The organism is Pseudomonas putida (assembly GCF_005080685.1).
Taxonomy (GTDB): Bacteria; Pseudomonadota; Gammaproteobacteria; order Pseudomonadales; family Pseudomonadaceae; genus Aquipseudomonas; species Aquipseudomonas putida_V.
In genome coordinates this window covers 5699464-5719164 of sequence record NZ_CP039371.1, presented here as the reverse complement: position 1 = coordinate 5719164, position 19701 = coordinate 5699464, and the positions used below count along the sequence as shown (strand labels likewise).

At 64.2% G+C, this 19701-nt stretch carries 20 protein-coding genes; 12 read left to right on the top strand and 8 right to left on the bottom strand.

The window, feature by feature from the left end; genetic code table 11:
* Positions 1-48: 48 nt before the first annotated feature.
* Together E6B08_RS26615 and E6B08_RS26610 are read right to left on the bottom strand one after the other, a co-directional pair.
* Positions 49-1902: a DUF4105 domain-containing protein gene (locus tag E6B08_RS26615; RefSeq protein WP_136916694.1), complete on the bottom strand. Its 1854-nt coding sequence runs from the start codon at positions 1900-1902 to the stop codon at positions 49-51.
* A gap of 74 nt (positions 1903-1976) precedes the next feature.
* The gene (locus E6B08_RS26610; RefSeq protein WP_133331165.1) at positions 1977-2465 is read right to left on the bottom strand and encodes a DUF3015 domain-containing protein; all 489 of its coding nucleotides are present in this window, start codon (positions 2463-2465) and stop codon (positions 1977-1979) included.
* Between the two features lie 251 nt (positions 2466-2716).
* On the opposite strand from E6B08_RS26610, the gene E6B08_RS26600 reads away from it, so the two are divergent.
* The 5 genes from E6B08_RS26600 (at position 2717) to E6B08_RS26580 (ending at position 7376) form a co-directional block, all read left to right on the top strand.
* Positions 2717-5155, top strand: coding sequence for a Lon protease family protein (locus E6B08_RS26600; protein ID WP_136916692.1), 2439 nt, complete (start codon positions 2717-2719; stop codon positions 5153-5155).
* A gap of 160 nt (positions 5156-5315) precedes the next feature.
* Positions 5316-5654: a hypothetical protein gene (locus E6B08_RS26595; RefSeq protein ID WP_016713353.1), complete on the top strand. Its 339-nt coding sequence runs from the start codon at positions 5316-5318 to the stop codon at positions 5652-5654.
* Between the two features lie 80 nt (positions 5655-5734).
* Positions 5735-6223: a TIGR00645 family protein gene (locus E6B08_RS26590; RefSeq protein ID WP_133331171.1), complete on the top strand. Its 489-nt coding sequence runs from the start codon at positions 5735-5737 to the stop codon at positions 6221-6223.
* A 144-nt stretch (positions 6224-6367) separates the two neighbouring features.
* Entirely contained in the window at positions 6368-6673 is a 306-nt protein-coding gene (locus tag E6B08_RS26585; RefSeq protein WP_136916691.1) for a DUF6482 family protein, read from the top strand.
* An 85-nt stretch (positions 6674-6758) separates the two neighbouring features.
* Entirely contained in the window at positions 6759-7376 is a 618-nt protein-coding gene (locus tag E6B08_RS26580) for an FKBP-type peptidyl-prolyl cis-trans isomerase (RefSeq protein WP_136916690.1), read from the top strand.
* 109 nt (positions 7377-7485) lie between these two features.
* Here the strand turns inward: E6B08_RS26580 and E6B08_RS26575 are convergent, their stop codons facing one another.
* The 3 genes from E6B08_RS26575 to E6B08_RS26565 all read right to left on the bottom strand — a co-directional run bounded on the left by E6B08_RS26575 (position 7486) and on the right by E6B08_RS26565 (position 9283).
* Positions 7486-7731, bottom strand: a complete 246-nt coding sequence (locus tag E6B08_RS26575; protein ID WP_136916689.1) for a hypothetical protein — start codon at positions 7729-7731, stop codon at positions 7486-7488.
* A gap of 81 nt (positions 7732-7812) precedes the next feature.
* Positions 7813-8154, bottom strand: a complete 342-nt coding sequence (locus tag E6B08_RS26570) for a zinc ribbon domain-containing protein YjdM (RefSeq protein WP_136916688.1) — start codon at positions 8152-8154, stop codon at positions 7813-7815.
* A gap of 160 nt (positions 8155-8314) precedes the next feature.
* Positions 8315-9283 carry a polyprenyl synthetase family protein gene (locus E6B08_RS26565; protein WP_133331181.1) on the bottom strand — a complete coding sequence of 323 codons (969 nt, stop codon included), beginning with the start codon at positions 9281-9283 and terminating at the stop codon, positions 8315-8317.
* A 244-nt stretch (positions 9284-9527) separates the two neighbouring features.
* Between E6B08_RS26565 and rplU the strand changes: the two genes are divergently transcribed.
* The 5 genes from rplU to E6B08_RS26540 all read left to right on the top strand — a co-directional run bounded on the left by rplU (position 9528) and on the right by E6B08_RS26540 (position 13215).
* Entirely contained in the window at positions 9528-9842 is a 315-nt protein-coding gene (rplU, locus tag E6B08_RS26560) for a 50S ribosomal protein L21 (protein WP_023533254.1), read from the top strand.
* A 38-nt stretch (positions 9843-9880) separates the two neighbouring features.
* Positions 9881-10138 carry a 50S ribosomal protein L27 gene (gene rpmA / locus E6B08_RS26555; protein ID WP_003247464.1) on the top strand — a complete coding sequence of 86 codons (258 nt, stop codon included), beginning with the start codon at positions 9881-9883 and terminating at the stop codon, positions 10136-10138.
* A gap of 188 nt (positions 10139-10326) precedes the next feature.
* Complete coding sequence (gene cgtA, locus E6B08_RS26550) at positions 10327-11553, top strand: Obg family GTPase CgtA (RefSeq protein ID WP_136916687.1); 1227 nt, start codon at positions 10327-10329, stop codon at positions 11551-11553.
* Between the two features lie 85 nt (positions 11554-11638).
* Positions 11639-12757 carry a glutamate 5-kinase gene (proB, locus tag E6B08_RS26545; RefSeq protein WP_136916686.1) on the top strand — a complete coding sequence of 373 codons (1119 nt, stop codon included), beginning with the start codon at positions 11639-11641 and terminating at the stop codon, positions 12755-12757.
* Entirely contained in the window at positions 12754-13215 is a 462-nt protein-coding gene (locus E6B08_RS26540) for a CreA family protein (protein ID WP_136916685.1), read from the top strand. Before proB ends, E6B08_RS26540 begins: the two co-directional genes overlap by 4 nt.
* A 137-nt stretch (positions 13216-13352) precedes the next feature.
* Here the strand turns inward: E6B08_RS26540 and mksF are convergent, their stop codons facing one another.
* Genes mksF through mksB form a run of 3 tightly spaced genes read right to left on the bottom strand, consistent with a single transcriptional unit; the run spans position 13353 to position 18155 of the window.
* Positions 13353-16184: an Mks condensin complex protein MksF gene (gene mksF, locus E6B08_RS26535; protein ID WP_136916684.1), complete on the bottom strand. Its 2832-nt coding sequence runs from the start codon at positions 16182-16184 to the stop codon at positions 13353-13355.
* A complete protein-coding gene (gene mksE / locus E6B08_RS26530) occupies positions 16181-16888 on the bottom strand; it encodes an Mks condensin complex protein MksE (protein ID WP_136916683.1) in 708 nt (235 codons plus the stop codon). Before mksE ends, mksF begins: the two co-directional genes overlap by 4 nt.
* Positions 16878-18155 carry an Mks condensin complex protein MksB gene (gene mksB, locus E6B08_RS26525; protein ID WP_136916682.1) on the bottom strand — a complete coding sequence of 426 codons (1278 nt, stop codon included), beginning with the start codon at positions 18153-18155 and terminating at the stop codon, positions 16878-16880. Before mksB ends, mksE begins: the two co-directional genes overlap by 11 nt.
* Positions 18156-18455: 300 nt before the next feature.
* Between mksB and E6B08_RS26520 the strand changes: the two genes are divergently transcribed.
* Complete coding sequence (locus E6B08_RS26520; RefSeq protein ID WP_136916681.1) at positions 18456-19244, top strand: energy transducer TonB; 789 nt, start codon at positions 18456-18458, stop codon at positions 19242-19244.
* Positions 19241-19696 (top strand): ribosomal protein S18-alanine N-acetyltransferase, encoded by a 456-nt coding sequence (rimI, locus tag E6B08_RS26515; RefSeq protein ID WP_136916680.1) that lies wholly within the window; start codon positions 19241-19243, stop codon positions 19694-19696. Before E6B08_RS26520 ends, rimI begins: the two co-directional genes overlap by 4 nt.
* Positions 19697-19701: the final 5 nt, after the last annotated feature.

Sequence of the window (19701 nt, the reverse complement as noted above, 5' to 3'; positions counted from 1 at the left end):
GAGAGGGGTCAAAAACGTGTCAAAGAGTCGGTGGGTTCACGGCCTGGCTCAGTAGTGGTACCACTTCAACTCCAGCGTCACCTCGTTCTGCGCGCTGGCCAGGTGGCTGAACTGCCTTGCTGCACTCAGGCGCACACCCAGGTTCTGGCTGATTTCCCACTGCTGATTGAGACTCAGGCTGCGCCGTACTTCGCCATTGGTGAAGTAGTCGCCCTTGGCCTCCAGGGTCATGTTGCCCAACCCATTGCGCCACAGCAGGCCGCCGTTGAAGCCCGTCGCCGGTGCCACGAACTGGGCGAAGTCGTTGTGATGCTCGACACGCAGCGTGCCCAAGGCAAAGCCCAGCAGGCCGTCGGCCAGTTGCCAGGTGCCGCCAGCGCCGCCGTTGACGTGGCTGACCAGCACTTCGTCGTCATGCTTGCCAGGCACCCGCTCCAGGCCGCCAGCCACTTGCCAGGACCAGGGCTTGAGCAGCTCGTTGCGCGGCGTCAGCGAACGGATGGTGGCCAGGTCCAGGCGTTGCACCTGCCAGTCGTTGCCCTCGTATTGGCGCACCTTGAGCTGGAGGATCTCGATCTGCGCCCCCAGCGGGAAGCCGTAGGCGTTGTCGTTGAGATCGTGGTAGGCCATGCGCAGGCCGTATTCGGCGTATGCCCGGTCTTCGCGAGTGCCCACGCCCAGTTGCCAGGTGCGCGAGTCATGGCCGTCCTCGGGCAACCCGGGGCGCTCGATCTCCAGCGGCGGCGGTGGGTTGCGGTTGATCGCCCGGAGCAACTCGAAGCTGCGCCGGGCCTGTTCGGGGTCGCGTTCCTGGCCGTTGGCGCGGTAGCGCTCCAGGCGGTATGCGGCATCCTGCACCAGGGCCTGGCGTTCGCGGGGCAGGGCGGTGAATTCGGGGGCTTGCAGTTGCCTGGTGTCGGCGCTGACGGCCAGTACCTGGCGCTTCTCGGCATGGTCGAGCGGTTCGGCGCGGGCCAGCAGTTCACGTTCACGCGAGGGCCGGTAGTTGATGCTCGACACCAGGCCCGACTGTTTCACCGCCTTGACCGTGTCGGTGGGGATGGCGGTAAGCGGAAACTGCGAGGTCAGGTCCAGACCTGGCCGCGCCACCTGCAGCAGTTCGAGCAGGCGGTAGGAGCAGTTTTCATCGAAGAAGAAGTAATCGAACTGGATCTGCTTGAGTTCCCACACATGCTCGACCATACGCCCGGTCTCTTCCGGCGTGAGGTCCAGCTGGTATTCCCACAGGTCGCGGTTTTCCAGGCTGCGGTATTCGGACAGTTTCTCCTGGTAGGGCATCAGCGCGAACAGGCCGGGGTAACCACCCATCAGGCCTTTCCAGGCGTAGAGAATGCTGTTGTCGCTGCCTTCGATATAGGCACCGAAGTTGATGGCGTAGCTCAGCAACGTCGTGTCGTCGCTGCGGGTATTGGATTGGTCGATGCGCAGCAGGGTATGGCCGAACATGGACGATGGGCTGTTCAGGTAGGCCGCCGGGAAGATCAGCGCAGCGCTGTGCGGGTCGATCGACTGGTACCAGGTCTTGAATTCCTGGCAGTCCGGTTGCGGCAGGTTCTGCAGGTCGAGCTGTTCACGCAGCCAACGGGTGCGTGCCGGGAAAACGCACTGGGCATGCTTGTCGCCGAGGTTGGCCGGTGCGTACAGCGCGTGCACCGTGGCCCGCAGCTCATGATCGGGATGGTGGGCGCCATCGGCGGCGAGGAAGAAAGCGTCATCGTCCACATAGCTGCGCCAGCCGCCGAGCTTGGCGGTCTCGTAGTGACCGAGGGCGATCCAGTAAGGCGTACCGGCCAGTTGCCGAACACGGGCGTCATCCAGCACGGGCGCTGCGTGAAGCGGGGCGCAGAACAGCAGCGCCAGGGAAGCGAGGCGTTTGAGCATGGGGGCAACTACTTCTCAACGATGCCGAAAGAAAAGCGAAACCCGCCCCGGTAGCGGGGCGGGAGATGCCGGACTCAGGCCTCGGTGGCGTATTTGGCCAGGCGTGGGTCGCTCTTCAGGACAGCCAGGGTGTTGGCATGAACGGTTTCGGCGTTCACGTCGGCGCTGCTGAAGATCTGGTTGAAGTGCTGGTGGGTGACCGATGCGAAGTAGCCGCGGTCTTCAGGTGCGACGCCCAGTACCACCGCATAGGTGGTCAGCGCTTCGCCTTGGCCCATGGCCATGTCTTCGGACAGCTCGTTCATCATGCCATTCATGGCGAACCAGGATTTGCCGCCGTAGGTCAGTGCAGCTTTGGTGGAGCAACCGTTGGTACCGGAGGTCATGCCGAAGGTGGCGTTACCGGAGGTGCCGTTGGTGGTGGAGGCCAGGAAGTGGGCCGGGGTGCCACGTTGGCCTTCGAACAGCAGGTTACCCCAGCCGCAGTTCGGGCCACCTGGCGCTTCGGCCATGGCGTTGAGGGAGACCACGGTGAACAGAGTACCCAGAAGAATCCGTTTCATAGCATTGTTCTCTATTTGTCTTAACCAAGGGTCAGGGTTGTCTGGCAACTCGGTTGCCAGGCGGGAAAGCGTTTTACCCACCCGCGCAGCTTGGAGTTTAGGCACGATCTAAAGGTTGCGTCGTTGATTGCGAAAAATTTGCTGTGCGCCAGGCGAGTACGGCTGCGACATAAAGTCCCAAGGAGCCTTGCAACCCGCGCGTTGGCAGCGCCAGAATGCTCCGTATCGCCCCGCCGAAGTAAGGAAACCCAATGCCCGATCCCGTCGCTGCGCGCCTGCGTCTTGCGCCTGAAGCCCTGACCCGGCGTTTTTCTCCCGAGCAGTTTGCGTTTACCCATACCGACGATCTGGAGCCTTTTCGTGGTGTCCTGGGCCAGGAACGTGCTGTCGAGGCCCTGCAATTCGGCGTGGCCATGCCGCGCCCCGGTTACAACGTCTACGTGATGGGCGAGCCCGGTACCGGGCGCTTCTCGTTCGTCAAGCGCTACCTCAAGGCCGAGGGCAAGCGCCAGCAGACCCCGTCCGACTGGGTCTACGTCAACCATTACGACGACACCCGCGAGCCTCGCGCGCTGGAGCTGCCCTCGGGGACCGCGCACGCCTTCATCGCTGATATGGGTGGGCTGATCGACAACCTGCTGGCCACCTTCCCTGCGGTGTTCGAGCACCCGTCCTACCAGCAGAAGAAAGGCGCCATCGATCGCGCCTTCAACCAGCGCTACGATCGCGCCCTGGATGTGATCGAGCGGGCTTCGCTGGAAAAGGACGTGGCCCTTTACCGTGACGCCAGCAACGTCGCCTTCACCCCCATGGCCGACGGCAAGGCCCTCGACGAAGCCGAGTTCGCCCAACTGCCCGAGGCAGTGCGCGAGCAGTTCCATGAGGACATCGCCGCCCTCGAAGAGCGCCTCAACGAGGAACTCGCCAGCCTGCCGCAGTGGAAACGTGAGTCGAACAACCAACTGCGCCAGTTGAACGAAGAAACCATCACCCTGGCCCTGCAGCCACTGCTGGCGCCACTTTCGGAGAAGTACGCCGAAAACGCAGCGGTGTGCGCCTACCTGCAGTCGGTGCAGTTGAACCTGCTGCGCACCGTGGTCGAACAACTGGTCGACGACAGCAAGGCCGACGCCGTGGCACGCAAGCTGCTCGAGGAGCAATACGCGCCGAGCCTGGTGGTCGGTCACCACGTCGATGGCGGCGCGCCGGTGGTGTTCGAACCGCACCCGACCTACGACAACCTGTTCGGGCGTATCGAATACAGCACCGATCAGGGCGCGCTGTACACCTCGTACCGCCAGCTGCGTCCCGGCGCCCTGCACCGGGCCAATGGCGGTTTCCTGATCCTCGAAGCGGAAAAGATGCTCGGCGAGCCGTTCGTCTGGGACGCGCTCAAGCGGGCGCTGCAGTCGCGCAAGCTGAAAATGGAATCGCCGCTGGGCGAGCTCGGCAGGGTCGCCACGGTGAGCCTGACGCCGCAGATGATCCCGCTCAAGGTCAAGCTGGTGATCATCGGCTCGCGCCAGTTGTACTACGCGTTGCAGGACCATGATCCGGACTTCCAGGAGATGTTCCGCGTGCTGGTCGACTTCGACGAAGACATGCCGATGGTCGACGAGAACCTCGAGCAGTTCGCCCAACTGTTGCGTACCCGCACCAACGAAGAGGGCATGGCGCCGCTGACCAGTGACGCCGTGGCGCGGCTGGCCACGTTCAGTGCACGTCTGGCGGAAAACCAGTCGCGCCTGTCGGCACGGATCGGCGATCTGTTCCAGCTGGTCAGCGAGGCAGACTTCATCCGCCAACTGGCCAGCGACGAGATGACCGACGCCGGGCACATCGAGCGCGCGCTCAAGGCCAAGGCCACGCGTACCGGCCGGGTCTCGCAGCGGGTGCTCGACGACATGCTCGCCGGCATCATCCTGATCGACACCGAAGGCGCGGCGATCGGCAAGTGCAACGGCCTCACCGTGCTCGAGGTCGGCGACTCGGCGTTCGGCATGCCGGCACGCATCTCGGCCACCGTCTACCCCGGCGGTAGCGGCATCGTCGATATCGAGCGCGAGGTCAACCTGGGCCAGCCGATCCACTCCAAGGGCGTGATGATCCTCACGGGCTACCTGGGCAGCCGCTATGCCCAGGAATTCCCCCTGGCGATCTCGGCGAGCATTGCCCTGGAGCAGTCCTATGGCTACGTCGACGGCGACAGCGCATCGCTGGGCGAGGTCTGCACGCTGATCTCGGCCCTCTCGCGTACGCCGCTCAAGCAGTGCTTCGCCATCACCGGCTCGATCAACCAGTTCGGCGAGGTGCAGGCGGTCGGTGGGGTCAACGAGAAGATCGAAGGCTTCTTCCGCCTCTGCGAGGCCCGTGGGCTGACCGGCGACCAGGGGGTGATCATTCCGCGCGCCAACGTCGCCACGCTGATGCTCGACGAGCGTGTGCTGCAGGCGGTCGAGGCCGGGCAGTTCCATGTCTACGCGGTCAAGCAGGCCGATGAAGCGCTCAGCCTGCTGGTGGGCGAGGAAGCCGGGGAACTCGACGACAACGGGCAGTTCACCGAGGGCAGCGTGAACGCCCGGGTGGTCGAGCGCCTGCGTGAAATCGCCGAAATGATCAGCGAGGAAGAGATCAAGGACGCGGAGAAGGAGCGCCTGGAAGAGATGGTGGCCCAGGCCAAGCCGGCCTGAGTCAAGAATCCGGCGCTGGCGGTCATGGCGACCGTTCAGCGCCGGTTTTCCAACTGTGCCGTCGGTCTTCTATGCTGGAGCATAAGGACGGCAGTACGGTCAGGATGTAAACAGCCTGCTCGTTCAGGCTGCACAGCGCTCTTGTGGAGAGGACGCGGCCATGCGCAACCTCAGCCTCACTCGCCAGTGCCTGGGCCTGGTGACCCGCATCGAATGCAGCATTCGCCCGCTGGCCGGTGACAACGGCATGTGGACGCTGCTGTTCGCCGCCGGCATGGCCGGTGAACAACCTTCGGCGATCAAGGCACAAGGGCCGTTCCATGGCCCGCTGGTGGCCGAGTCGGTACTCAACGCCATCGTCGACAGCCTCACCCTGCATGGCTACCAGGTGGCCGAGGATCCGCAGATCTGGTGCCTGCATTTGCAGGCGCAACTGCGGCGCATCAATGGCGAGCGTTGCCGCAATCTGGGGGACTACCAGTTCCATCCCGAGAGCTGAGGGCCTTCGAGGCTGTTGCTGACACAGGTGGCTGGCTATACTCGCCGTCGTTTTTACCACCTGACGAGTCCCAACCCTCAATGGAACGTTTTCTCGAAAATGCGATGTATGCCTCGCGCTGGCTGCTCGCGCCCATTTACTTCGGCCTGTCCCTCGGCTTGCTCGCCCTGGCGCTGAAATTCTTCCAGGAAGTGGTGCACGTCCTGCCCAACGTCTTCGCCTTGAGTGAGGCCGACCTGATCCTGGTGATCCTCTCGCTGATCGACATGTCGCTGGTTGGCGGCCTGCTGGTGATGGTGATGATCTCCGGCTACGAGAACTTCGTCTCGCAACTGGACATCGACGACAGCAAGGAAAAGCTCAACTGGCTGGGCAAGATGGATTCTTCGTCGCTGAAGATGAAGGTCGCGGCGTCGATCGTGGCGATTTCCTCGATCCACCTGCTGCGGGTGTTCATGGACGCGCAGAACATCTCCACGGATTACCTGATGTGGTACGTGATCATCCACATGACTTTCGTCGTGTCGGCCTTCTGCATGGGTTACCTGGACAAGCTGACCAAGCACTGATGCCTTGTGGGCCTCTTCGCGGGCTTGCCCGCGAAGGGGTTAGCGCCGCTCAACTGACGAGCGGCACCGGCAATGCCTTGTGTATTCCCTCGCCCTGTACAAAAAATGAACACTCATGCGTGATCCCCAGCGCGAGGTGTTTCCATGAACCTGCACCAGCTCAACACCGAGGCCCGGGCGGGCCATGTCGACGAACTGAACCTGATCGCCATCGAAGGCGGTGACTACCTTCTCGAGGCCCGTGTCAGTGGGCGAGCCCATCCGCTGGCCGACAATCGTGGCAAGCGCCTGCGGGTTCACTCGGTCGAGGACGCAAGGCTACTGCTGCAGGCCATTCCGCTGATGTCGATGAACCTGGTGCATTGGTCGGTCCAGGACGAAATGTGCGGCATGGGCACCCACCCCGAAGAAGACCTCAAGGTGCCGATTTCCCAGCGTTCGGCCTGGTAGCTGCTCGCAGGCGCCCAGTGTGCTAGGCTGCTCGCCCTTTTCATCAAGGGCGCGGCTGCACTGCGCCCTGCAGTGGAGCACGACAATGTCCGATATCAACCTGTCCACCGACGAAACACGCGTCAGCTACGGCATCGGCCGTCAGCTGGGCGGCCAGCTGCGCGACAACCCGCCACCAGGCGTCAGCCTGGAAGCCATCCTGGTCGGCCTGACCGACGCCTTCAATGGCGCCGAAAGCCGCGTCAGCGAAGCCGACCTGTCGGCCAGCTTCAAGGTCATTCGTGAAGTCATGCAGGCCGAAGCGGCTGCCAAGGCCGAAGCTGCCGCTGCTGCCGGCAAGGAGTTCCTGGTCGAGAACGCCAAGCGTGATGGCATCACCACCCTGGCTTCGGGCCTGCAGTACGAAGTGATCACCGCAGGTGAAGGCGCCCAGCCAACCCGCGAAAGCAACGTGCGCACCCACTACCACGGCACCCTGATCGACGGCACCGTCTTCGACAGCTCCTACGAGCGTGGCCAGCCGGCCGAGTTCCCGGTGGGTGGCGTGATCCCAGGCTGGACCGAAGCGCTGCAACTGATGAACGCTGGCAGCAAATGGCGCCTGTACGTGCCGAGCGAGCTGGCCTATGGCGCCCAAGGCGTTGGCAGCATCCCGCCGCACAGCGTGCTGGTGTTCGACGTCGAGCTGCTCGACGTTCTGTAATGCCCTCGGGGCCGCTTTGCGGCCCATTCGCGGGGCAAGCCCGCTCCTACAGCGATCGTATGCCCTGTGGGAGCGGGCTTGTCCCGCGAAGAGGCCGGCCTTGCCAACCTCAATTCCAGTCTGCTCCCCCAGGGCGCAATGCCCGCGCATAGCAGAACAGAAACAAATTCCTCACCAGCTCCTTGAGCACGATCGGTTCACTCGAACTCAACCCGTTCAAGTCCAGGTCGCCCTGGTCGCGTAGTTCGTCGAGTGCTTCTTCCTCGAGCACCGCGCACACTTCACCGGTTTCCCGATGCAGGATGCGCAGGTAGGGATGGGGGCGGTCCAGCCAGGCGTCGATCAGATAAGTCATGGCTATTCTCCTTGGATAGCGGTTCCAATGAGAATAATTCTTATTATCAGAATAGCAAGCGCCAATCGGCGGATTTTGTCATCAGACCTTACGCACGAACTCGGACTTGAGTTTCATGGCGCCGATGCCGTCGATCTTGCAGTCGATGTCGTGGTCACCGTCGCACAGGCGGATGTTCTTGACCTTGGTACCGACCTTGACCACCAGCGAGGAGCCCTTGACCTTGAGGTCCTTGATCACGGTGACGGTATCGCCGTCCTGCAGGACATTACCGACCGAATCCTTCTTCACCACCTCGTCGCTGGCCGCGTCGGGCTCGCCACTGGCCGACCACTCGTGGGCGCACTCGGGGCAGATCAGCTGAGTGCCATCCTCGTAGGTGTATTCGGAGTTGCATTTGGGGCAGGGTGGCAGCGTGCTCACTTCGGTTCCTTAGACTGACGGGTGGTTAAAAACCCACATTGTATAAGGTTTTGCTGTCGATGTGTTTTGTCCGGACAAAAGCGTCGCGGGCAAGCCCGCCCCTACAGGGATCCCAATCCTGTGGGAGCGGGCTTGCCCGCGAAGAATCCGGCTCGGTCTGTCAGTGCGTACGCGCGACCGCAAACTCGCTCAACTCGACCAGCGCATCACGATATTCACTGGCCGGCAGCACTTCCAGGCAGTCGATCGCACGCTTGACGTAGTCGCGCGCCAACTGCGCGGTGTAGGCCAGTGCACCGGAGGTCTTGACCGCCTCGCGGATCTGCTCGAGGTCTTCCAGGCCACCCTTCTGGATCGCCTGGCGCACCAGCGCAGCCTGCTCCGGCGTGCCTTCGCGCATGGTGTAGATCAGCGGCAGGGTCGGCTTGCCTTCGGCCAGGTCATCGCCGACGTTCTTGCCCAGGGCCTCGGCATCACCTTCATAGTCGAGCAGGTCGTCGACCAGCTGGAAGGCGACGCCCAGGTGGTCGCCGAAGGTGCGCAGGGCTTCGCGCTGGGCCTCGGTGCCACCGGCCAGGGCGGCGGCGCTGTGGGTCGAGGCCTCGAACAGCATCGCGGTCTTGCCGCGGATGACGTCCATGTAGATCTCCTCGGTGGTGCTGGCGTCGCGCACGCGCGACAACTGCAGCACCTCGCCTTCGGCGATCACCCGGGTGGCCTTGGAGAGGATCTGCATGACCGGCATCGAACCCAGTTCGACCATCATCTCGAACGAGCGCGAGTACAGGAAGTCGCCGACCAGCACGCTTGGCGCGTTGCCCCACAGGGCATTGGCGGTGGAGCGGCCGCGGCGCATGCCGGACATGTCGACCACGTCGTCGTGCAGTAGGGTGGCGGTGTGCAGGAACTCGATGGTCGCGGCCAGCAGGCGCAGGTCGTCGCCCTCGCGGCCTAGGGCCTTGCCGCAGAGCAGCACCAGCAGTGGGCGCAGGCGTTTGCCGCCGGCGGACGTGATATAGTCGCCGATCTTCGATACCAGCGGCACGCGCGAGGTCAGCTGTTTCTTGATGATCTCGTCGACGGCGCTGAAATCGTCAGCTACCGCGCGGTAGAAGGTTTGGGGTTGCATCGGCTGCTCCATTCAGGTTGCGCGGCATGCTAGGTCGCGGGTACCGGTGTGTCAAGGCGCGCTGCCCGTAGGGCTGGGGCGCCACTTGCAAGCAAAACCCGGGTTGCGTACAATCGCGCACCCTAACTTCCTGGGCAGCACCTGCCTTACGCAATTGCACCGGGCCGTTCCAGCCCAGTGCAGCCATGCCAGCCAATACTCATCATATAAAGCGCTGGGTGAGCAGGATTATCGGAGAAATACCATGTCTTACGCAGTAATCGTTACCGGCGGCAAGCAGTACAAAGTCGCTGAAGGTGAATTCCTCAAGGTCGAGAAACTGGAAGTCGCCACTGGCGAATCCGTGACTTTCGACCGCGTTCTGCTGGTTGCCAACGGTGAAGAAGTCACCATCGGCGCACCAGTCGTCGCCGGCGCTAAAGTGGTTGCCGAAGTCGTTTCGCAAGGCCGTCACGATAAAGTACGCATCATCAAGTTCCGTCGTCGTAAGCACCACATGAAGCGTATGGGCCACCGCCAGTGGTTCACCGAGATCAAAATCACCGGTATCCAGGCTTAATCCCCTAGGTCCCCTGAATTTATTTGGAGAATTGAACCATGGCTCACAAGAAGGCTGGTGGTAGTACTCGTAACGGTCGCGACTCAGAATCGAAACGCCTTGGCGTGAAGATGTATGGCGGCCAGGTTATCAAGCCAGGCAACATCATCGTCCGTCAGCGCGGCACCGAATTCCACGCTGGCTACGGCGTTGGCATGGGCAAGGACCACACCTTGTTCGCCAAGATCGAAGGCGTGATCAAGTTCGAGAAGAAAGGCGAGTTCATGCGCCGTTACGTGAGCATCGTCGCCGCTTAATCGCGACGTCGCTCCAGAAGCCCCGTCATGCGACGGGGCTTTTTCGTTTGTGGTGAGCCTCTTGCAAAGCTGTTCGTATGGGCTGCCGGCGTTGGTTTCTACGGTCGTACGGGGCCGCCGCGCTCATTTTTGCAAGAGCCTCAGGGTTTGTGTCATTCAGCTCGTCGGTCGACGAGAGGCGGTTTTAAATGAAGTTTGTTGACGAAGTATCGATTCGGGTAAAGGCCGGTGACGGCGGTAACGGTTGCATGAGCTTCCGCCGCGAGAAGTTCATCGAGAACGGTGGCCCCAACGGTGGCGACGGTGGTGACGGCGGCTCGGTGTACATGGTCGCCGACGAGAACCTCAACACCCTGGTGGACTACCGCTATACCCGTCACCACGAGGCCCAGCGCGGCGCCAACGGCGGCAGCACCGACTGCACCGGCAAGAAAGGCGAGGACCTGTTCCTGCGCGTGCCCGTGGGCACCACGGTGATCGATGCCACCACCCAGGAAGTGATCGGTGACCTGATCGCCCCTGGCCAGAAGCTGATGGTCGCCCAGGGCGGCTGGCACGGGCTGGGCAACACCCGCTTCAAGTCCAGCACCAACCGCGCACCGCGCCAGACCACGCCGGGCAAGCCTGGCGACCAGCGCGACCTGAAGATGGAGCTGAAAGTGCTGGCCGACGTCGGCCTGCTGGGCCTGCCGAACGCCGGCAAGAGCACCTTCATCCGTTCGGTCTCGGCCGCCAAGCCGAAAGTCGCCGACTACCCGTTCACCACCCTGGTGCCGAACCTGGGCGTGGTCAGCGTCGACCGCTGGAAGAGCTTCGTCATCGCCGACATCCCCGGCCTGATCGAAGGCGCATCCGACGGTGCCGGCCTGGGTATTCGCTTCCTCAAGCACCTTGCCCGTACCCGCGTGCTGCTGCACCTGGTCGACCTGGCGCCGCTGGACGAGAGCGACCCGGCCGATGCCGCCGAAGTCATCATCAACGAGCTGGCCCAGTTCAGCCCGTCGCTGATCGAGCGTGAGCGCTGGCTGGTGCTGAACAAGTGCGACATGTTGATGGACGACGAGCGCGACGAGCGGGCCAAGGCCGTGATCGAGCGCCTGCAGTGGGAAGGTCCGGTCTACATGATCTCGGCCATCGCCAAGCAGGGCACCGAGAAGCTCAGCCACGACCTGATGCGCTACCTCGAGGAGCGTGCCGATCGCCTGGCCAACGACCCGGCCTACGCCGAAGAGCTCGCCGACCTCGACCAGCGGATCGAAGACGAAGCCCGTGCCCAGCTGCAGGCCCTGGACGACGCGCGTACCCTGCGCCGTACCGGCGTCAAGAGCGTGCACGACATCGGCGACGACGATGGTTGGGACGATGATTTCGAGGACGACGAAGACGGCCCGGAAATCATTTACGTGCGCGACTGATCGGTTGCAGTACACTAAACGCCGCTCCTCGGAGCGGCGTTTTTGTATCTACGGTATCTACAGATTCGACATAGGTTGGAAGAAGATGCGAAGCAAGGTGACAGGCGCCAAGCGCTGGGTCGTGAAGATCGGCAGCGCCCTGCTGACGGCCGATGGCAAGGGCCTCGACCGCGGCGCCATGGCCGTTTGGGTCGAGCAGATGGTGGCATTGCGGGAAGCGGGCGTTGAACTGGTACTGGTCTCCTCCGGGGCCGTGGCCGCCGGCATGAGCCAGTTGGGCTGGACCTCGCGACCGAGCGCGATGAACGAGCTGCAGGCCGCCGCCTCGATCGGCCAGATGCGCCTGGTGCAGGCCTGGGAGTCGAGTTTCGGCGAGCATGGCAAGCACACCGCGCAGATCCTCCTGACCCATGACGACCTGTCCGACCGCAAGCGTTACCTCAATGCCCGCAGCACCCTGCGTACCCTGGTCGACCTGGGTGTGGTGCCGGTGATCAACGAGAACGACACGGTGGTCACCGACGAGATCCGCTTCGGCGACAACGACACCCTCGCCGCGCTGGTGGCCAACCTGGTCGAAGCCGACCTGCTGGTGATCCTCACCGACCGCGATGGCATGTTCGATGCCGACCCGCGCAACAACCCCGAGGCCCAGTTGATCTACGAGGCCCGCGCCGATGACCCGGCGCTGGACGCCGTGGCTGGCGGCACCGGCGGCGCCCTGGGCCGCGGCGGCATGCAGACCAAGCTGCGCGCAGCGCGTCTGGCGGCCCGCTCCGGTGCCCACACCATCATCATCGGCGGGCGCATCGAGCGCGTGCTCGACCGTCTCAAGGCGGGCGAGCGCCTGGGTACCCTGCTGTCGCCCGAGCGCGGCATGCTGGCGGCGCGCAAGCAGTGGCTGGCTGGCCACCTGCAGACCCGCGGCACGCTGGTGCTCGACGCCGGTGCCGTGCAGGCCCTGCGCCAGGCCAACAAGAGCTTGCTGCCGGTCGGCGTGAAAACCGTGCAGGGCAGCTTCCGCCGCGGCGAGATGGTTGTGTGCGTCGGCCCGGACGGTCTTGAGGTTGCGCGTGGCCTGGCCAACTACAGCGCGCTGGAGGCGCAGAAGATCATTGGCCAGCCGTCGGACGCCATCGAGTCCGTGCTGGGCTACATCGCCGAGCCGGAGCTGGTGCACCGCGACAATCTGGTGCTGGTATGAGCGTGCTGAAGCGGGCGCTGGGCGTCCTGGCATTGGCTTTGCCGATGGTGGCCGGGGCCGAGGAGATCGGTCAGGTTTCCACCGTGTTCAAGTTTCTCGGGCCAAACGACCGCATCGTCGTCGAAGCGTTCGACGACCCCAAGGTCGAGGGTGTGACCTGTTACCTGTCGCGGGCCAAGACCGGTGGAGTGAAAGGTGGGCTGGGCTTGGCCGAGGACCGTGCGGAGGCATCGATTGCCTGTCGTCAGGTCGGGCCGATCAGCTTCAGGGGTGAGCTCAAGGATGGCGAGGAGGTGTTTAAGGAGCGCACCTCGCTGGTGTTCAAGACCATGCAGGTGGTGCGCTTCCTGGACAAGAAGCGCAATACGCTGGTGTACCTGGTGTACAGCGACCGCATGATCGAAGGCAGCCCGCAGAATGCGGTGACGGCGATTCCGATCTTGCCGTGGGCTCAATGATCGCCTGGTAGATTGCAGGGAGGCCTTTGGCCTCCATTCGCGGGGCAAGCCCGCTCCCACAAGTACCGCGCTGCCCCGTATCTGTAGGAGCGGGCTTGTCCCGCGAAAGGGCCGCAAAGCGGCCCCCATACACCGAATCAGGCCAGTTCCTCGGCCTCATCCTCACGCACGATCGCCTTCACCTCATCGCGGCGGCTGATGAACTTCCAGTCCGCTTCGTCGATGTAGATGCCATTGGGCCCGCTGCCACCTTCCAGATCGATCGCCACGCGCGCCGAGACCTGCGGCTTCACGCTCGCCAGGATCGGCACGAAGCCCAGTTGCAGGCTGGTTTCCAGCAGCGCCGCCTGGTTGCGTTCGTCGATGTCCGCCGCCTCGTCGAGGTAGTAGGGCAGGCGAATGCGCCCGGCCAGGTCGCGGTCCATCAGGTGCAGCAACAAGTACATGTTGGTCAGCGCCTTGATGGTCATGGTGGTGCCGTTGGACGCGGCGCCGTCGATGTCGGCGTGGATCACCGGCTGGCTGTTGATCTTGGTGATCTCGAAGGCCAGCTCGAACAGGTCCTTGAGGCCCAGCTGGTTGTGGTTGGCCGCCACCAGCCGCGCCAGGTACTCCTTGGCCTCTTCGTTCTTGTGGTCCTGCTCGGCGCTCTGGGTCAGGTCGAACACCGACAGGGTCTCGCCTTCCTCGTACTGGCCGGCGCTGTGGATGATCTGATCGATGTGCTTGAGCGCTTCCTTGTTCGGCGCCAGGACCACGCGGAAGCTTTCCAGGTTGGACACCTGGCGCTTGTTGATCTCGCGGTTGAACAGGGCCAGCTGGTGCTCGAGGCTGTCGTAGTCGCTGCGGATGTTGCGCAGGGTCCGGGCAATGTCGGTCACCGCGGCGCGGCGTGCCTTGGCCAGGGTCAGGGCCTCGTCGGTGCGATGCGCATAGGCGTTCACCAGCAGCTGCAGGCGGCGCTCCATGTCGTCTTCGCTGTCGAACTTGGCCACGCCCTTGAGGCGCACCTGGGCGTACAGCGCCTCGATCTGGTTGTCGACCCGCTGCAGGCTCTGCCAGGCATCCTGGTAGTCGTTGAGCAGTGGCAGCAGGTTGTCCATCGAGTCGTCGACCGCTTCCATGAACGGCGTGCCGAACGGCAGGTCGGCCGGCAGCAACTGGCGGCGGCGCAGGGCGTCTTCGAGGGTGCGTTGCTTGGCTTCGAGGTCGGCGATCTGGCGGCCGACCAGTTGCAGCTTGGCCGACAGTTGCTGGACGCGCTCGGTGAACGCGTCGCTGGAGCGCTTTAGCTCATCCTGTGCGCCTTCGAGCTGCGCCAGTTGCTCGAGCTTCTCCGGCTCCTCGGCCGACAGGGTCTCGCTGCGGCGGTAGTCTTCCAGGGCCTTCTGCGCGTCCAGCACCTGCTGGTACAGCGCTTCGGTCTGCGCCTTGGAGGCACTGCGGTCGGCGGCGACCGACTGCTGGGTCTTGAGCTGCTTGAGCTCCTTCTCCAGGCGCTCCTTCTGGTCGCGCAGGGCGGCGCGGTCGGCCAGGGCCTGCAAGGCAGGCGGGTCGATGTGCGACAGGTCGATGGAGATGCCCGGCGCCTCGAAGCGCTCGCCCTTGAAGCTGTCCAGCACCGCTTCGAGAGATTTCACCCACAGGTCGCTGTCGTCCAGTTCGATGCCACGCTCGCCCAGCGGCAAGCTGAACAGCGCGCCGTTGAACAGGCGCATCAAACGATCGACGTCCTGTTGCGAGAACTCCTCGCGCAGACGGGCGTAGCTGTTGTTGTCGGCATGGTCGAGCTGCTGCTTGACCTGCTTGACGCGTTTTTCCAGGTCGCGCACGCGCTCGTCGAGGTCTTCGGCAGAGAACTGTCGCGACTGGGCAAGGGCGCCGGCGAGCTCGTCGTGGGCGTCCTTGGCCGCCAGCAACTGCTGCTCCAGGACCTTGGCGTCCTCGACCAGGGCGAAGCGGTGCTTGAGCACCGACAGCTCGCCGAGCCAGCGCTGGATACCGGTGATTTCACGCTCCAGGCGCATCAGCTCCTGGGTGCCGCCGCGCTGGTCGTTCTGCAGGCGGTCCTGCTCGCTTCGGAAGTGCTCGGCCTGGATCACCAGCTCTTCCTTGCGCGCCATGGCGTATTCCTGCCAGGTGCCCAGCAGGTTGTCGAGCAGGGGCGAAAGGCGGTGCAGCTTGCCGCGCAGGATGTCGCGCTGGGCGACGCCACCGGCCAGGGCCTCGACCAATGGGCCGGCGGCCACCAGGGCGTTGTAGTCCTGTTCCATGCGGCGTACGTCACGGAACGCTTCTTCGCAGGCGGCGATGTAGTCGACGCTGCCCGAGCGCAGGCTGTGCTCGAAGGCATCGAGGAACAGCTGCTTGAGCTTGGCGGCAGTGATCTCGCGCATGTGCAGCAGGTTGATGAACAGTGCGCGGAAGGTCTTCAGGCTCTGCTCGCTGGTCGAGCGTAGCGGAATCAGGGTCAGGTCCAGCGGCACCGAGGTATGGCCACCGACCAGCAGCCGGCGCAGTTCGTCCGGCTTGAGCTCGTAGGCCTTCAGGCCCAGGCGCTCGAGGTTGGTGAACAGCTCCTTCTGGCGCAGGCAGGTGTCGTTCTTCTGGTAGTGGGCCAGGTCCAGCTCGCCCTTGTAGGCGAAGAACTGGTGGCCGAAGCCGCCGCCCGGGCCGCGACCGACCACGCCGATCACGTGGGGGCCGTGGGGCAGGTTGAGTTCGCAGAGAATGTACGAGGTATCGCTGGCGAAGTAGAAGCGCCGCGACTGCTCCAGGCTGTACTTGCCGAAGCTCATGTCGGACATGCGTGCCAGGATCGGGAACTGCAGGGCGTTGATCGACGCCGATTTACCCAGGTTGTTGGCGCCGTAGACCGACAGCGGGTGCTCCAGAGGGAACAGACCGAGGCTGTAGCCGGCGGTGTTGAGCAATGCGAAGCGGCGGATGCCGTAGCGTTCCTGGCTCATGCGTCAATCTCCTGTTGCTCTTCGCGGATGGCCCGGGCCAGGGCGTCCTCTTCGCTTTCCTCGCCCTCGAATGGCGTGAGGTCGAGCGGGTCGTCGGTGCGGTTGAGTTCTTCGGGGCTTTCTTCCTCGACCAGCACGGGGGTCGGCAGCGGCAGGTCGCTGTGCAGGCTGGCGGCCAGGTCGCGGTCCTGCTGCACCGACAGGCACACGTCGAGGAAACGATGCATCGGGGGCAGGAAGCGGTAGATGCCGCCTTCTTCATGGGCAAAGCCGAGCTGGGTCATGCGGCGCATGATCTTTTCTTCCAGCTCGTCGACGGTCTGCACTTCGGCCTGCAGGAACAGGTCGCGGTACTTGTCCAGCAGCGAGGGCAGTTCGTCGCGGCCGATGCTGCCACCATCGAGCACGGCCATCGGGTCGCGGCCCTGGTCTGCCAGGTGCTCGACCAGGATGAAGGTGAACAGCGACAGGCGCTGGGCGGTCTTGTTGACCTGCGCGGCGGCCTGTTCGGGGACGAAGTAATAGAACCCGCGGGTGTCGCACACCAGCTCGAAGCCCAGGGCTTTGAACAGGGTGCGGTACTGATCCTGGAAGTTCGACAGCTGCGCGTACATCTCGGGGTCGCGGCGGCTGACGTGGAAGCCCTTGAACAGCTCGCGGAAGATCGGCGCGAGCTGGGACAGTTCGGAAAGATCAAGATGCATTGGCTGGGCTCGCGTTGGTTTCAGGTTGCGCTTCGCGGCTGGACGTCAGGGCAAAGGAGCGCAGGCTGACCAGGTGTTCTTGGGTGCTGTATTCACGGCGCTCGAGGCGTTCGCGCTTGAAGCGCTTCTCGCGCGACAGGCGCGAGAACCAGTACAGCAATTCGTCGGTGGCGCCTTCGGGCTCCTGATCCAGCAGCCAGACCATCAGGTCGGGCAGTGGCAGGGCGTCTTCGCAGCGCTCGAGCATTTCCTTGACCGTGCGTGGCGCACTCGGCAGTGGGCCCTTCTGGGTCTTGTGCGCCTTGGGGAAGCGCGCAGGCTTGGGCTCGAAGCGGGCGAGGGCGTAGACGTAGGCCTCGACCTGGCTGGCGCTGCCGAGGAAGGTGCTCTGCGGGCGGGTGAACAGCGGCATGGCCGCCTGCGGCACGGCGTCGATGCCCTTGCGCCGGATCACCGACAGGGCCAGCGCGGCGCCTCGGGTCACGGCGTTGTGCCGGCGCGCTTCCTCGCGCAGCGGCAGCAGCAGTTCGCGGGCGTGGCGCAGGGTCAGCTGGGCGCTGGTCTGCATCTCGAGGATGCGCGCGTGGGTGCGCAGCAGCATGTCGTCGTCGACCAGGTGGCCCAGGCGTGCCTGCTCGCCGAGCAGCTTCAGCAGCACGGTCTCGACCTTGCGCACGCCCTGCTCGAAGGCGCCGTCGGCGTTGACCAGCTGGATCATCGGCTCGACGTATTCGTCCCAGGTCGCCAGGACTTCGGCATAACGCTGGCGCAGCGGGATCTGGCGGTTGCTGGTCTTGGCCCGTTCGGCCACGGCCACCAGTGCCTGCTCGTCGTTGTCGAGCTTCTTGAGCACGTCGCGCACGCGCATGTCGAGCAGGCGCAACTGGCGCGCCAGGTCGTCGCTGTCGCGGTTGTCGAAGGCGTCCTGGATATGCCCGGCCAGGCGCTCCAGGTGGCGCAGGTAGGCCTCGATCTCCAGGCACAGGCCCAGGCGGTGTTCGCGGCGCAGGTAGGCGAGGAAGTCGTGGATCTGGGCATTGAGCTCGAAGCGGTTCGGGCTCTTGGCCACCGGCACGAGGATGTCCAGGCGGATCCACACATCGAGCAGCTGGGTGATGTCCTGCGGGGTGCTTTCCACCTGCTGGCGGCCCAGTTGCTGGCGCAGTTCCACCAGGCTCAGGGTGCCCTGGTCGAAACGCTCGCACAGCGGCTCGATGAGGGCCCAGTGTTCGGCTAGGGCGCGCAGGACGCGCTTGGGTTCGATCATTGGCGTCGACTCGTTGCCAAGTAAAAGGGGGCGATTGTACTGCATCCTAGGGGGAGGATTTCACCCCTTGGTCTGTAATGAGGGGTAACCCTTGTTTCTGTGAGGGAATCCGCTGGCCTGTTCGCGGGTAAACCCGCTCCAGGATCTCCACCCATTTCGAATCCCGAGGGGGATCTGTGGAGCGGGTTTACCCGCGAACGGGCCAGGCGAGGCAACAATTTTCTGCCGACCTGTTGAGGCGCCGGCCGCCCAACGGCGTTAGAATGCCCGACTGACTTCATCCCCCCGGATACCCGAGCCTTGCTGACCGAGCCCCGCCGCCGCGCCTACCTTTCCGCCATGCAAGTGGTGCATTGGCTGCCGCGCGCCGAACTGCCGTTCGCTGCGCCGTCGCGCCCTGAGCTGCTCCTGCCACAGGCGCCGATGGACGAGGTCGAGTTCGAGCCACGGCCCGCGGCAGCTGTCGCCAGCGAGGCACCGGCCGCGCCGCAAGCACGTGCCGTGGAACGCCCGAAGATCGAAGTGCCGCGCCCAGGCAGCACGGCCAAGCCCGTCGCCAAGGTGGTCGAAGCCGAGCAGGACGCCCCCGCCCCGCGCCCGGCGCCGGTCCCGCCGCCACGTTTTGCCCTGCAGCTGCTGCGCGCCGGCAGTTGCCTGCTGCTGGTGGAACTCGCCACTGGCCAGCCTTTCCAGAGCCGCGACCCGTCCTACCTGCTGCTCAAGGACATGCTGCGCGCCGCCGGCCTGCCCGATGCGCCGCAGATCATCGGCGAGCCGGTGCGCTGGCCGCTGTTGGTGCGCGGCAACATGGACCAGGGCCCGGACGCGGCGCGCGATTTCGTCCAGGGCTTCATCCAGGCGCGCCTGGAAGAAGCACCCAGTGCCTGCCTGTGGCTGATCGGCCTGCCGGCCCTGCGCTTCGCTGCCCATGTCGAGGCCGAGGCCTACTACCAAGAACTCAAGGTCGACGGCCTGGGCGATGCCTGGGCCTTGCCGGGCCTTGAACTGTTGATGGACGAGCCGCAGCGCAAGGCGGACGTCTGGAAAGCCATGCGCCAGCTGATGGCGCGCTGGAAGAGCGTTGAATGAGTGACTCGATCAGCTTCCGCCCGATGACCGAGGCGGATCTGGATGCCGTACTTAAGATCGAATATGCCGCGTTCAGTCACCCCTGGACCCGGGGGATTTTCCAGGACGCGCTCAAGTCGTATGAAGTCTGGTTGATGTTCGACGGCCAGCAACAGGTGGGCCACGGTGTGATCAACGTGATCATCGACGAGGCCCACCTGCTCAACATCACCGTCAAGCCCGAGAACCAGGGCTGCGGCCTGGGTCTGCGCCTGCTCGAGCACTTGATGGCGCGCGCCTACCAGCTCAATGGCCGCGAGTGCTTCCTCGAAGTGCGCGCCAGCAACCAGTCGGCCTACCGCCTGTACGAGCGCTATGGTTTCAACGAGATCGGTCGTCGCCGCGACTACTACCCGATCGCCGGTGGCCGTGAAGATGCCCTGGTCATGGCTTGCACCCTGCTCGAAGAGTGACTTGA